Origin of the sequence: Variovorax sp. AB1(2024), assembly GCF_037482385.2 — a bacterium.
Taxonomy (GTDB): domain Bacteria; phylum Pseudomonadota; class Gammaproteobacteria; order Burkholderiales; family Burkholderiaceae_C; genus Variovorax.
This window is the reverse complement of the sequence record NZ_JBBHKP020000001.1, coordinates 3,022,233-3,036,027: the sequence shown is the minus strand read 5'-3', so window position 1 is coordinate 3,036,027 and position 13,795 is coordinate 3,022,233. Positions and strand designations below refer to the sequence as shown.

Annotated in this window: 12 protein-coding genes; 5 read left to right on the top strand and 7 right to left on the bottom strand. The window is 67.5% G+C overall.

Annotated elements, in window-relative coordinates; genetic code table 11:
• Window positions 1–2: 2 nt before the first annotated feature.
• The 4 genes from WIX39_RS14095 to WIX39_RS14080 all read left to right on the top strand — a co-directional run bounded on the left by WIX39_RS14095 (window position 3) and on the right by WIX39_RS14080 (window position 4,522).
• Window positions 3–2,612 (top strand): FtsX-like permease family protein, encoded by a 2,610-nt coding sequence (locus WIX39_RS14095; RefSeq protein WP_409195245.1) that lies wholly within the window; start codon window positions 3–5, stop codon window positions 2,610–2,612.
• A gap of 68 nt (window positions 2,613–2,680) precedes the next feature.
• On the top strand, window positions 2,681–2,902 hold the full coding sequence (locus WIX39_RS14090) for a hypothetical protein (RefSeq protein WP_409195244.1): 222 nt from the start codon (window positions 2,681–2,683) through the stop codon (window positions 2,900–2,902).
• On the top strand, window positions 2,902–3,975 hold the full coding sequence (locus tag WIX39_RS14085) for a lipocalin-like domain-containing protein (protein WP_409195243.1): 1,074 nt from the start codon (window positions 2,902–2,904) through the stop codon (window positions 3,973–3,975). The genes WIX39_RS14090 and WIX39_RS14085 overlap by 1 nt, the downstream gene beginning before the upstream one ends.
• A 91-nt stretch (window positions 3,976–4,066) precedes the next feature.
• Window positions 4,067–4,522 carry a hypothetical protein gene (locus WIX39_RS14080; protein WP_409195242.1) on the top strand — a complete coding sequence of 152 codons (456 nt, stop codon included), beginning with the start codon at window positions 4,067–4,069 and terminating at the stop codon, window positions 4,520–4,522.
• Window positions 4,523–4,591: 69 nt separating this feature from the next.
• Here WIX39_RS14080 and WIX39_RS14075 read toward each other — a convergent pair whose 3' ends face one another.
• From WIX39_RS14075 to WIX39_RS14050, 6 genes are all read right to left on the bottom strand, one after another.
• Entirely contained in the window at window positions 4,592–5,584 is a 993-nt protein-coding gene (locus tag WIX39_RS14075) for a branched-chain amino acid ABC transporter permease (protein WP_409195241.1), read from the bottom strand.
• Window positions 5,585–5,594: 10 nt separating this feature from the next.
• Window positions 5,595–6,470, bottom strand: a complete 876-nt coding sequence (locus tag WIX39_RS14070; RefSeq protein ID WP_081266598.1) for a branched-chain amino acid ABC transporter permease — start codon at window positions 6,468–6,470, stop codon at window positions 5,595–5,597.
• Window positions 6,471–6,606: 136 nt separating this feature from the next.
• The gene (locus tag WIX39_RS14065) at window positions 6,607–7,755 is read right to left on the bottom strand and encodes an ABC transporter substrate-binding protein (RefSeq protein ID WP_253819783.1); all 1,149 of its coding nucleotides are present in this window, start codon (window positions 7,753–7,755) and stop codon (window positions 6,607–6,609) included.
• 102 nt (window positions 7,756–7,857) lie between these two features.
• On the bottom strand, window positions 7,858–9,057 hold the full coding sequence (locus WIX39_RS14060) for an ABC transporter substrate-binding protein (RefSeq protein ID WP_285412380.1): 1,200 nt from the start codon (window positions 9,055–9,057) through the stop codon (window positions 7,858–7,860).
• Window positions 9,058–9,204: 147 nt separating this feature from the next.
• The gene (locus tag WIX39_RS14055; RefSeq protein ID WP_285412381.1) at window positions 9,205–9,912 is read right to left on the bottom strand and encodes an ABC transporter ATP-binding protein; all 708 of its coding nucleotides are present in this window, start codon (window positions 9,910–9,912) and stop codon (window positions 9,205–9,207) included.
• Between the two features lies 1 nt (window position 9,913).
• Window positions 9,914–10,684 (bottom strand): ABC transporter ATP-binding protein, encoded by a 771-nt coding sequence (locus WIX39_RS14050; RefSeq protein WP_081266594.1) that lies wholly within the window; start codon window positions 10,682–10,684, stop codon window positions 9,914–9,916.
• A gap of 268 nt (window positions 10,685–10,952) precedes the next feature.
• On the opposite strand from WIX39_RS14050, the gene WIX39_RS14045 reads away from it, so the two are divergent.
• Window positions 10,953–12,161 (top strand): AGE family epimerase/isomerase, encoded by a 1,209-nt coding sequence (locus WIX39_RS14045; RefSeq protein WP_285412383.1) that lies wholly within the window; start codon window positions 10,953–10,955, stop codon window positions 12,159–12,161.
• 52 nt (window positions 12,162–12,213) lie between these two features.
• On the opposite strand, the gene WIX39_RS14040 is transcribed toward WIX39_RS14045, so the two are convergent.
• Window positions 12,214–13,776, bottom strand: coding sequence for a DHA2 family efflux MFS transporter permease subunit (locus tag WIX39_RS14040; RefSeq protein WP_081266592.1), 1,563 nt, complete (start codon window positions 13,774–13,776; stop codon window positions 12,214–12,216).
• Between the last annotated feature and the right edge of the window lie 19 nt (window positions 13,777–13,795).

The window sequence follows — 13,795 nt, the reverse complement described above, 5'->3', positions numbered from 1 at the left end:
GTATGCGCGCATTGCTCACGACCTTCTCCTGGCAGGAACTCCGCCACCACCCCTGGCGCAACGCGGCCGCCGTGCTGGCGGTGATGCTGGGCGTGGCGCTGGCGTTCTCGGTGCAGCTGATCAACGCTTCGGCGCTCGACGAGTTCTCCAGCGCGGTGCGCTCGGTCAACGGCCAGCCCGACCTCGAGGTGCGCGCCGTGCAGGGCGGATTCGACGAGGCCGTGTTCGCGCGCATCGCGCAGCAGCCGCAGGTCACGCTTGCCAGCCCGGTGCTGGAGTTCCAGGGCCTGGCGCTGGCCGCCGGCGAGCGACAGGTGCCGATGCGCGTGATCGGCGTCGATGCGCTGGTGCTGCCGACCATCGCGCCCGCGCTGATGCCGCAGGCCGCGGCCGGCGCCGACCGCTTCGCGCTGTTTGCGCCCGGCCATGTGTTCCTCAACAACGCGGCCCGCACCGCGCTGGGCCTGCCGGCGCAAGCGGCCGGCGGCGCGGCTGAGACGGTGCAACTGCGCAGCGGCGACGCGTGGCAACGGCTCGACGTGGCCGGCCATGTGGCCGCAGGCGGCACGGCACTCGCGGTGATGGACATCGCCGCCGCGCAGGAGCTGTTCGGCCAGGTGGGGCAGCTGAGCCGCATCGACCTGCGGCTCGCGCCCGGCACCGACCGGGCCGCGTTCATGTCCTCGCTGCGGCAATCGCCGGGCTGGCCGGCAGGCGTGCAGTTCGCGGAGCCGGGCGACGCGGCGGAGCGCGTGAGCAACCTCTCGCGCGCCTACCGCGTGAACCTCACGGTGCTGGCGCTGGTCGCGCTGTTCACCGGCGCGTTCCTCGTGTTCTCGGTGCTGGCGCTCAGCGTGGCCAAGCGCGCGCAGCAGTTCGCGCTGCTCGGCGTGCTGGGCCTCACCCCGCGCGAACGGCTGCGGCTGGTGCTGGCCGAATCGCTGGTGCTGGGCCTGATCGGCAGCGCGGCGGGGCTCGCGCTGGGCACCGCGCTCGCGGCCTTCGCGCTGCGGGTACTCGGCGGCGACCTGGGCGGCGGGTATTTCGAAGGCGTCGCGCCCAAGCTGCACTGGAGTACGGGCGCCGCGGCGCTCTATGGCGGGCTGGGCGTGCTGGCCGCGCTGGTCGGTGGCTGGTGGCCCGCGCGCGCGGCGCAGGCACTGCCCGAGGCGCAGACGCTCAAGGGGCTGGGCGCGGCGCCCGCGCGGGGCAACAGCCACTGGCTCGCGCTGGGTCTGATCGGGCTGGGTGCGGTGCTGGCCAATGTGCCGGCCATCGGCGGCATTCCGGTGGCGGCTTACCTGTCGGTGGCCTGCCTGCTGGTGGGCGGCATCACCGCCCTGCCCTGGCTCATCGCGCTGCTGTACGACCGCATCGCGCCGGTGTTCGCGCAGCGACTGCTGCCGATGCTGGCCATCGAGCGCGCACGCCGCATGCGCGGCACCGCGGCCGTGGCGGTGAGCGGCGTGGTCGCGAGCCTGAGCCTGGCGGTCGCACTGACCGTGATGGTCGCGAGCTTCCGCGATTCGGTCACGCACTGGCTCGACGTCGTGCTGCCGGCCGACCTGTATGTGCGCGCCACCTCGGGCGGGCGCGGCGGCAACGCGGGCAACGGCAACAGCACCGACACCGCGACCTTTCCTCCGGCCTTCGTGCAGGCGCTGGCGCAGCTGCCCGGCGTGGCGCGCACCGGCACGCTGCGCACGCAGACGCTGCAGCTCGATGCCACGCGGCCCGCCGTCACGCTGATCGCGCGCAGCCTCGAAGGCGGCGCCACCCAGTCGCTGCCGCTGGTTGGCAGCGCGCTGCCGGTGCCCGAGGGGCAGGTCGGCATCTACGTGAGCGAGCCGATGGTCGAGCTGTACAGCGCGAAGCCGGGCACGGTGTTCGCACCGCTGTCCGCCGCCATGGGCGCGGCCACGACTGCGCAAAGGCAACCGCCAGCGTTCTTCGTGGCCGGCGTGTGGCGCGACTACGCCCGCCAGTTCGGTGCCATCACGATGGACGCGCGAGACTTCGAGCGCATCACCGGCGAGCGCAACGTGAGCGACGTGGCGCTGTGGCTTTCACCCGGCGCCTCCGAAGGCGCGGTGCAGACGCGGGTGCGCGAGCTGGCGGCGCGCCAGGCCGGCGGCTCCGCCGACTCGGTGGAGATTGCGTCGGTAGGCCAGATCCGCACGACCTCGCTGCGCATCTTCGACCGCAGTTTCGCCGTGACCTACTGGCTGCAGGCGGTGGCCATCGCCATCGGCCTTTTCGGCATTGCCGCCAGCTTTAGCGCGCAGGTGCTGGCGCGGCGCAAGGAATTCGGGCTGCTCGCGCACCTGGGCTTCACGCGGCGCCAGGTGCTGGCGGTGGTGGCCGGCGAAGGCGCCGCATGGACCGCCATCGGCGCCGTCGCGGGGCTGGGCCTGGGACTGGCGGTGTCGGTGGTGCTGGTGAAGGTGGTGAACCCGCAGAGCTTCCACTGGAGCATGGATCTGCTGGTGCCGTGGCTGCGGCTGCTGGGGCTGTGCGGCGCGGTGGTGGTGGCGGGCACCGTCACCGCGTGGCTCGCGGGGCGGGCTGCGGCCGGGCGGGACGTGGTGCTGGCGGTGAAGGAAGACTGGTAGACGCAGGGGCCGGCTTGCTCCCGTCGCCTACGCCGCACGCCAGCCCTGACTTGTAGACTGAGGCCGATATGCAGCAAACCCCCTCTTCCTCGTCGTGCAACGCATGGCTCGAGAACGCCATCCGCCGCAGCGAGGGCATCGGCCGTCCGCGCGCGCAGCCCGGCTTCATACGCACGCTGGCCGATCGCATGGTCAAAGTGCCTAGCCTCGCTCCGGTGGCATGGGTGCTCAGCGCATCCGGCGACATGGCGCCGGCGCAGCGACATGTCGACGCGCCAGCGGCAGCGTGATGACGATGGCTCCCTCGCCCTTCCTGCTGTCACGCCGCGCACTGCTGCTGGCAGCCTTGAGCGCCGCGCCCGCCGCGTGGGCGCTGCCGCCCAGAACGCTGCAGTTCCCGCGCGATTTCGGCAGCCACCCTGACCTGCACACCGAGTGGTGGTACATCACCGGCCATGCGAAGACGGCGGCCGGTCGCGAGTTCGGCTTCCAGGTGACCTTCTTCCGTTCGCGCGTCGAGGCCACGCAGGGCATGCGCTCGGCCTTCGCCGCGAAGAACCTCGTGTTCGCGCATGCGGCCGTCACCGACCTCGAAGGCCGCGTGCTGCTGCACGACCAGCGCATCGCGCGCGCGGGCTTCGGCGTGGCAGAAGCCAGCGAGGCCGACACCGACGTGCGCATCCGAGACTGGTCGCTGGCGCGGGAAGGCGGCATCTATGTCGCGCGCATTCCGGCCGGCGAGTTTTCACTCGACCTGCGCTTCACGCCGACGCAGCCGGTGCTGCTGCAAGGCAATGCCGGCCTTTCGCGCAAGGGGCCGGAGGAATCGCAGGCCAGCTACTACTACAGCGAGCCGCAGCTCAAGGCGCAGGGCAAGCTGACGCTCAAGGGCCAGGCCGTCGAAGTGAACGGCGCCGCGTGGCTGGACCACGAATGGAGCGAAGCGCTGATGCACCCCGAGGCCGTCGGCTGGGACTGGATCGGCATGAACCTCGACGACGGCAGCGCCCTCACCGCGTTCCACCTGCGCCGCGCCGACGGCAGCGCCCTGTGGGCCGGCGGCTCGTTCCGTCCGCGCGACGGCGTGCCGCGCATCTTCAAGAACGACGAAGTGCGCTTCGACAGCCTCAAGACGTGGGAAAGCCCGCGCACGCAGGCCAAATACCCTACGCAGTGGCGCGTGCAGACGCCAGCGGGCGGTTTCGAGGTGCGCGCGCTGCTCGACGACCAGGAGCTGGACAGCCGCGGCTCGACCGGTGGCGTCTATTGGGAGGGCTTGAGCGATCTGCTCGATGCGCAGGGGCGGCGCGTGGGGCGCGGCTACCTTGAGATGACGGGCTACGCGGCGCCGCTGAAGCTGTAACTGTTGTAGCCGCGAACAGACACCGACAACCGAACCATTCCCGACCGCGTTGGGAAAATGTCGACAACCATCCAAAACAAAGGACCCCACCATGAATATCCGACTCGCAGCACTGGCCATGGCCGGCGCCCTTTGCATCCTCGCGAGCCCGCTGGCGGCCAATGCGCAGGTCTCGGTCAACATCAATGTGCCCGGTCTGGTGATGGCGCCCCCGCCGCCGCCGCGCTACGAGCCGCTGCCACCGCCGCGCGGCGGTTTCGTCTGGGTGCCGGGCCGCTGGGCCTGGGACGGGCGTGCCTATGCATGGCGCCCGGGCGGCTGGCAGCCCGAGCGCGCGGGCTATGCCTACGCTCCGGGACGCTGGATCGAGGACCGTGGCGGCTGGCGCTGGGCCGAAGGCGACTGGCGCCGGCGCGAGGCCTACCGGGAAGCACGCCGGGAGCGCGAGTGGAACGAGGATCACGGCCGCCGCCACGACCGCGACCATTGGCATGAGCGCGAACGCGACTTCTGCCCGCCCGGCCAGGCGAAGAAGGGCAACTGCTGATCCGCAAGCCCGGGCCCGTGGCCGCCATGAAGAAAGGGAGCCGAGGCTCCCTTTTTTCTTTGCCTGCGGCTACTTCACCCGCCCCTTGCGCCGCTCGATGAACGCAATGATCTCCCCCATGATCCCCTTGCGGAACGCCAGCACGCAGATCACGAAGATCAGGCCGGTGACCATGGTCACCGACTCGCCCAGCGTGTTGAACCAGTCGATGGTGGTGATGCGCGCCAGGAAGTTGCCGAGTTCGCCGATCTTGTTTTCCAGCAGCACCACCACGGCCGAGCCCACCAGCGGGCCCGACAGCGTGCCCAGGCCACCCACCAGCGTCATCAGGATGACCTGGCCCGAGGCGGTCCAGTGCACGTCCGACAGCGTGGCGAAACCCAGCACCAGCGTCTTGAGCGAACCCGCCAGGCCCGACAGCGCGGCCGAGATCACGAAGGCCAGCAGCTTGAAGCGGCTCACGTCGTAGCCCAGCGAGAGCGCGCGCGGCTCGTTCTCCTTGATGCCCTTGAGCACCTGGCCGAACGGGGAGTGGATGGTGCGCACGATCAGCAGGAACGCGGCCACCACGATCACCAGCGCCACGTAGTACATGGTGAGGTCGCTCGACAGGTCGATCAGGCCGAAGAGCTTGCCGCGCGGCACGCCCTGCAGGCCGTCTTCGCCGCCGGTGAACTTGGCCTGCAGCGCGACGAAGAACATCATCTGCGCGAGCGCCAGCGTGATCATCGCGAAGTAGATGCCCTGCCGGCGGATGGCCAGCACGCCGAAGATCCAGCCCAGGAACGCACCGGTGAGGGTGCCCGCGACCAGCCCCAGCTCGGGCGTGAGGCCCCAGACCTTCATCGCATGGCCCGCGACGTACGCGGAGCCGCCGAGGAACGCCGCGTGCCCGAAGGACAGCAGCCCCGTGAACCCCAGCAGCAGGTTGAAGGCCGCGGCGAACAGCGCGAAGCACATGAGCTTCATCACGAACACCGGGTAGGCGCCGAAGAACGGCGCCAGCACCAGTGCGAGCACCAGCAGCGCGTAGACGACAGTGGATATCCTTTTCATGTTCATGCCATCCGCCTTATTTTTCTTTGCCGAACAGGCCGGCGGGGCGAATCAGCAGCACGATGACCATGATCACGAACACGACCGTGGAAGAAGCTTCCGGATAGAAGACCTTGGTGAAACCCTCGATCACGCCAAGGCCCAGGCCGGTGAGGATGGCGCCCATGATCGAGCCCATGCCGCCGATCACGACCACCGCGAACACCACGATGATGAGGTTCTGCCCCATCAGCGGCGACACCTGGATGACCGGCGCGGCCAGTACGCCGGCGAAGGCGGCGAGCGCGCAGCCGAAGGCGTAGGTCAGCGTGATCATCAGCGGCACGTTGACGCCGAAGGCTTCCACGAGCCGGGGGTTCTCGGTGCCCGCGCGCAGGTAGGCGCCGAGGCGGGTCTTCTCGATCACGTACCAGGTGGCGAAGCACACCACGAGCGACGCCACCACCACCCAGGCGCGGTAGTTGGGCAGCACCATGAAGCCGAGGTCGGTGGCGCTGGAGAGCGCATCGGGCGCGTCATAGGGCAGGCCCGACACGCCGTAGACCGAGCGGAACACGCCTTCGATCAGCAGCGTGAGGCCGAGCGTGAGCAGCAGGCCGTAGAGATGGTCGAGCTTGTAGATCCAGCGCAGCAGCAGCCGCTCGATCAGCACGCCGAAGATGCCGATGACGATGGGGGCCGCGATCAGCATCACCCAGTAGTTGATGCCGAGATACTCCATCGCCATCCACGTCAGGACGGCGCCGAGCATGAACAGCGCGCCGTGCGCGAAGTTGATGACGTTGAGCAGGCCGAAGATCACCGCCAGCCCGAGGCTCAGGATGGCATAGAACGAGCCGTTGACCAGCCCCAGGAGGAGCTGGCTCAACAGGCCGGGTAGGGAAATATTCATAGACGTATCAGCAAGCCTCTGGCCGTTTTTTCTTTCTCGCGGGGGCCGCCGCGCACGGCCGCCCGAAGCGGCCGGCCCGCCCCCCCTGCAAAGGGGGGTTGGCGAAGCGACACGCAGTGCGCGCAGCCTGGGGGGGTTACTTCCACAACGCGCACTTGCTTTCGGCCTTGGTCGTGAAGACCTCTTCACCCTTCAGCTTCTGGACCACCTTGTAGTAGTCCCACGGCTGCTTGGATTCGGCCGGCGACTTCACCTGCACCAGGTACATGTCGTGCACGAAACGGCCGTCCTCGCGCACGTAGCCCTTGGCGTAGAAGTCGTCGATGGGCGTCTTCTTGATCTGCGCCATCACCGCGTCGGCATCGACGGTCTTGGCGGCCTGCACGGCCTTCAGGTAGGTCATGGTGGCCGAGTAGTCGGCGGCCTGGATGTCGGTGGGCATGCGCTTGGTCTTCTCGAAGAAGCGCTTGCCGAAGGCGCGCGTCTTGTCGTCGAGGTTCCAGTCCCAGCTGGTCGTCAGCAGCAGGCCTTCGGTGTTCTTCAGGCCCAGGCTGTGCACGTCGGTCACGAACACCAGCAGGCCGACCATCTTCATGGTCTTGGTGATGCCGAACTCCCTGGCCGCCTTGATCGCGTTCTGGGTGTCGCCGCCCGCGTTCGCGAGCGCCAGCACCTGGGCCTTGGAGTTCTGCGCCTGCAGCAGGAACGAAGAGAAATCCGACGTGTTCAGCGGATGCTTCACGCTGCCCACCACGGTGCCGCCCTTCTCTTTCACGACCTTGGAGGCATCGGCTTCCAGGGCCTGTCCGAAAGCGTAGTCGGCCGTCAGGAAGAACCAGCTCTTGTCGCCGCGCGCAATGACGGCGCTGCCGGTGCCCTTGGCCAGCGCCACGGTGTCGTAGGCGTAGTGCACGGTGTACGGGCTGCACTGCTCGTTGGTGAGCGCCGAGCTGCCCGCGCCGTTCACCACGAACACGCGCTTCTTCTCCTGCGCCACCTTGGCCATGGCCAGGCCGGTGCCCGAGCTGGTGCCGCCGAACAGCATCGTCAGGCCCTGCGTGTCGATCCACTCGCGCGCCTTGGAGGCGGCGATGTCGGCCTTGTTCTGGTGGTCGGCCTGCAGCAGCTCGATGGGCATGCCGTTGACCTTGCCGCCGAAGTCATCGATGGCCATCTGGATCGCGAGAGCACCGTTCTTGCCCTCCACGTCCGCGTAGAGGCTCGACATGTCGGTGATGAAACCGATCTTGACCTTCTCCTGGGCTTGCGCCGCACCGGCGGCCATGAGGCAGGTGGCAACGAGGCAGGCGGAAGCAATGAGCGTGCGTTTCATGGAGTGATCCTCTTGTTTGACTTCGGTGAAAAGGTCTGGCGCGGCTTCAGCCGTTTACTTCCAGAGGGCGCACTTGGTTTCCGCCTTGGTCGTGAAGACCTGGTCGCCCGGCAGCGTCTTGAGCACCTTGAGGTAGTCCCACGGCTTCTTCGACTCGGCGGGCGACTTCACTTCGACCAGGTACATGTCGTGGATGAAGCTGCCGTCGGCGCGGATCTGGCCCTTGCCGTAGAAGTCGTCGATCTTCATGCTCTTGAGCTGCGCCATCACCTTGTCGGAGTCGGTGGTCTTGGCGGCGGCCACGGCCTTCAGGTAGGTCATGGTGGCCGAGTAGTCGGCGGCCTGCACATCGGTTGGCATGCGCTTGGTCTTCTCGAAGAAGCGGTTGGCGAACTTGCGCGACTCGTCGTTCAGGTCCCAGTACCAGCTGGTGGTGTGCAGCAGGCCTTCGGTGTTCTTCAGGCCCAGGCTGTGGATGTCGCTCAGGAAGACCAGCAGGCCGGCGGTCTTCATGGTCTTGTTGATGCCGAACTCCTTGGCCGCCTTGATCGAGTTGATGGTGTCGCCACCGGCGTTGGCCAGGCCCAGGATCTGCGCCTTGGAGTTCTGCGCCTGCAGCAGGAACGAAGAGAAGTCCGACGCGTTCAGCGGATGGCGCACGGCGCCCACCACGGTGCCGCCCTTCTCTTTCACGACCTTGGTGGTGTCGGCTTCGAGCGCATGGCCGAAGGCGTAGTCCGCCGTCAGGAAGAACCAGCTCTTGCCGCCGCGATCGACCACCGCCGCGCCCGTGCCCTTGGCCAGCGCCACGGTGTCGTAGGCGTAGTGGATGGTGTACGGGCTGCACTGCTCGTTGGTGAGCACCGAGCTGCCGGCGCCGTTGTTGAAGTACACGCGCTTCTTTTCCTCCGCCACCTTGGCGGTGGCCAGCGCCACGCCCGAGTTGGTGCCGCCGAAGACCATCGTCACACCTGCAGTGTCGATCCACTCGCGCGCCTTGGAGGCGGCGATGTCGGCCTTGTTCTGGTGGTCGGCCGTCAGCAGCTCGATGGGCTGGCCCAGCACCTTGCCGCCGAAGTCGTCGATGGCCATCTGGATGGCGGTGGCACCGCCCTTGCCTTCGAGGTCGGCATACAGGCTCGACAGGTCGGTAACGAAGCCGATCTTCACTTTTTCCTGCGCCTGAACGGCGCCCGCGCTCATTGCGACGATGCCGACTGCGGTTGCGATGAGGCCGAGTTTCTTTTTGTTCATGCTGTTGTCTCCTTGAAGGACGGGTGATTGCCTGGTGTTTGTCCGGGGACACCGTGGAACCGGCTTTGCCGGGCCACCGGTGTCGCCCCCTGCAAGGGGGTTGGCGAAGCGACACGAAGTGCGCGAAGACTGGGGGTGGGCTTCATGCTAGACGCCGAGCAACTCGGTGAGCACCGGCATCCTGGCTTCCAGCTCCGCCGAGCCGAAAGTCAGCGCGATGCGGCCGTGCTCCATCACGTAGAAGCGGTCGGCCAGCGGCGCGGCAAAGCGGAAGTTCTGCTCCACCATGACGATGGTGTAGCCCTTGGCGCGCAGCGTGGTGATCATGCGGGCCAGCGCCTGCACGATGACCGGCGCCAGGCCTTCTGAAATCTCGTCGAGCAGCAGCAGCTTGGCGCCGGTGCGCAGGATGCGCGCCACGGCCAGCATCTGCTGCTCGCCGCCCGACAGGCGCGTGCCCTGGCTGTGGCGGCGCTCGGCCAGGTTGGGGAACATGGTGTAGATCTCGTCGACCGACATGCCCTGCCCCGCACCCTTCAGCTCGGGCGGCAGCATCAGGTTTTCCTCGCACGAAAGGCTGGCGAAGATGCCGCGCTCTTCCGGGCAGTAGCCGATGCCCAGGTGCGCGATGCGGTGCGTCGGCATGCCGATGGTCTCTTTGCCGTTGACCTCGATGCTGCCCTTGCGCGCGCCGGTCAGGCCCATGATGGCGCGCAGCGTGGTGGTGCGGCCCGCGCCGTTGCGGCCCAGCAGCGTGACGACTTCGCCCGGCTGCACGACCATGTCGACGCCGTGCAGCACGTGCGATTCGCCGTACCAGGCTTGCAGGCCCTTGATTTCGAGTGCGGCGGTCATGTCAGTGGGCACCTTGCATTTCGCCGTCGGTGGTGCCCATGTAGGCTTCCATCACCTGCGGGTTCTTCGAGACTTCCGCGTACGGCCCTTCGGCCAGCACCGCGCCGCGCTGCAGCACGGTGATGGTGTCGGCGATGGTCGAGACCACGCTCATGTTGTGCTCCACCATCAGGATGGTGCGCCCTGCCGACACGCGCTTGATGAGCTCGGCCACGCGGTGCACGTCTTCATGCCCCATGCCCTGCGTGGGCTCGTCGAGCAGCATGAGTTCGGGTTCCATGGCCAGCGTGGTCGCGATCTCGAGCGCGCGCTTGCGGCCGTAGGGCAGGTTCACGGTCTGCTCGTCAGCCAGTTCTTCCAGGCCGACTTCAGCCAGCAGTTCGCGGGCCCTGGCATCCAATGGCTTGAGCGACTTCTCGCTCTTCCAGAAGTGGTACGAGGTGCCGAGCCGGCGCTGCAGGCCGAGCCGCACGTTCTCCAGCAGCGTGAGATGCGGGAACACGGCCGAGATCTGGAACGAGCGGATGATGCCGCGCCGCGCGATCTGCGCCGGTCGCTCGCGCGTGATGTCCTGTCCATTGAAGAGGATCGTGCCGGTGGTCGGCTCGAGGAACTTCGTGAGCAGGTTGAAGCAGGTCGTCTTGCCGGCGCCGTTGGGGCCGATGAGCGCATGGATCGAGCCGCGCACCACCGAAAGGTTGACCTTGCTGACCGCGGTGAACCCTTTGAACTCCTTGGTGAGCTGGCGTGTTTCGAGGATGACGTCGCTCATCTCGCGGTGTCGCCCAGGTGCGTAAAGATAAAGTGGGTCATGCGGTCCATCTCAATGCGCCACCATCGAGCGCGGCCTGATTGTTGGTGGGCGCCCTGCGCTTGGATACTGGGGCAAATGCCTATGCTGCAGTGCAACCTGCGCAGGGCGGCGCAACGGCCCGATCAGCGACTGTCGTTGCAGCGACAAAGCGCATCCTGGCAACACTAAGACCTCTGCGGGAAACCCCGAGCGGGGTTCGCGGGGCGCTGCGTAGACTGAGGCGAACATGCTGAATTTCCGCTCTCCCGACTTCCTGACCGATCACGTGCTGCACACGCTGTCGTTCTACGAGCCGCGCTGCATCGACGCCTCGGGCGGCTTCTTCCATTTCTACAAGGACGACGGCACGGTGTACGACATGCGCACGCGGCACCTGGTGAGCAGCACGCGCTTCGTCTTCAACAATGCGATGGCCTACCGGCACTTCGGCAACCCGGCGCACCTGGCGGCGGCGCGGCACGGCCTGGCCTTCCTGCAGAGCGGCCACGCGCAACCCGGCGGCGGCTATGCGTGGCAGATCGACTGGCACCAGCAGCGCGCCACGGTGCAGGACAGCACCTGCCATTGCTACGGCCTGGCCTTCGTGCTGCTGGCGCATTCCCATGCGCTGATGGCCGGCATCGAAGAGGCCCATGCCGGGATCGTCCACACCTGGGACCTGATGGAACGGCACTTCTGGGAGCCGCGCCACCAGCTCTACGCCGACGAGGCCACGGCCGACTGGCGCGTGGGCGCCTACCGCGGGCAGAACGCCAACATGCATGCCTGCGAGGCGATGCTGGCCGCCTACGAGGCCACGCACGACACCCGCTACCTCGACCGCGCGCTGGTGCTGGCGGAATCCATCACCGGGCGGCAGGCCGCGCTGGCGGACGGGCTGGTGTGGGAGCACTACCGCGAGGACTGGTCGATCGACTGGGACTACAACCGCGACGACAAGACCAACATCTTCAGGCCTTGGGGCTTCCAGACCGGCCACCTGACGGAATGGGCCAAGCTGCTGCTGCAGCTGGAGCGCCACCTTGCCGCTGCCGGCCGCAAGGCCGACTGGATACTGCCGCGCGCGCAGCACTTCTTCGACACCGCCATGTTCCGCGGCTGGGACGCGGACAACGGCGGGCTGGTCTACGGCTTCGCGCCCGACGGCACCGTGTGCGATGGCGACAAGTATTTCTGGGTGCAGGCAGAAAGCTTCGCGGCAGCCGCGCTGCTGGCGGTGCGCACCGGCGAATCGGGCTACTGGGACTGGTACGACAGCATCTGGGCGTACAGTTGGGAGCACTTCGTCGACCACCGCCACGGCGCCTGGTATCGCATCCTCTCGCCGCGCAACAAGAAGATCAACGACGAGAAGAGCCCGGCCGGCAAGACCGACTATCACACCATGGGCGCCTGCTACGACGTGCTGCGCGCACTGAAGACCTCCGCCAAGTAAAAACCCCCAGGTCTTCTTGGCGAAGCCTGGGGGTTGGTGGGTTGCATGCGTGTCAGTGCGCGCCGGCTGCGGCGTCGCCGCCCGCGCCGCCCTTCTGCGGCCTTGCAAGCCACACCAGCGGGATCAGCAGCAGGAACAGGATCGCCGACGCATAGAAGATGTCGTTCGTGGCCAGCATGAACGACTGCTGGTCGACGATGCGGTTCAGCTGGCCCAGCACCTGCTCGGTGCTGAAGCCGCTGCTCGCCAGGCCCGACATCGCATTGGTCGCCGCGTTGTTGCCCTGGTTAACCGCCTCGGACAGCTGCGAGTGATGCAGCGCCGCGCGGTTTTCCCACAGCGTGGTGGTGATCGACGTGCCCATCGCGCCCGCCGTGATCCGCAGGAAGTTGGACAACCCCGACGCGGCCGGGATGCGGTCCGGCGTGAGGCCCGACAGCGTGATGGTCACCAGCGGGATGAAGAAGAAGGCCATCGCGATGCCCTGGATCACCGTCGGGATGATGATGGTGACGAAGTCGGCCTGCGTGTTGAAGTTCGACCGCATCCACAGCACCAGCGCGAACACCAGGAACGAGAAGGTCGCGTACCGCCGAGGGTCGATCTTGGCCACCGTGAGGCCCACCACCGGCGAGAAGAAGATCGCCAGCAGCCCCACGGGCGCCATGATCATCCCCGCCTGCGTGGCGGTGTAGCCCATCCACTGCTGCAGCCACAGAGGCAGCAGCACCACGTTGCCGAAGAACAGGCCGTAGGCCACGGCCGTTGCCACGGCGCCAGACCAGAAGTTGCGGCGCTTGAACAGCGACAGGTCGACCACCGGGTGCTTGTCGGTCAGCTCCCAGACCAGGAAGAACGCGAAACCGACCACGGCCACCACCGCCAGCGTCACGATCTGCGCCGAGTGGAACCAGTCGAGCTCCTTGCCCTTGTCGAGCATCAGCTGCAGCGAGCCCACCCACAGCACCAGCAGCGCGAGGCCGATGGCGTCGATCGGCACCCTGTGCGTGCTGCTCTCGCGCTTGCGGTACAGCGCCCAGGTGATGGCCGCCGCGACGATGCCCACAGGAATGTTGATGTAGAAAATCCACGGCCACGAGATGTTGTCGGTGATCCAGCCGCCCAGCAGCGGCCCCATCACCGGCGCGACCAGCGTGGTCATCGACCACATGGCCATCGCCAGGCCCGCCTTGGCGCGCGGATAGCTCGACAGCAGCAGCGTCTGCGACAGCGGGATCATCGGCCCCGCGACGAAGCCCTGCAGCGCGCGGAACGCGATCAGCGTCGTCATGTTGGGCGCCAGGCCGCACAGCAGCGAGGCGACCATGAACAGGATCACGCTCGCCATGAACAGGCGCACCTGTCCGAAGCGCTGCGTCATGAAGCCGGTGAGCGGCACCGCGATGGCGTTGGCCACCGCGAAGCTGGTGATGACCCAGGTGCCTTGCGTGGTGCTCACGCCCAGGTCGCCCGAGATGGCAGGCAACGACACGTTCGCGATCGACGAATCGAGCACGTTCATGAAAGTTGCCGCAGACAGCGCGACCGTGCCCCAGACGCGGGCTGCGCCCTCGAGCGGCGGATGCGCAATGTAAGCAGGAGCAGCGGTGGCCATTGCGGGTCGCGCGAACTGA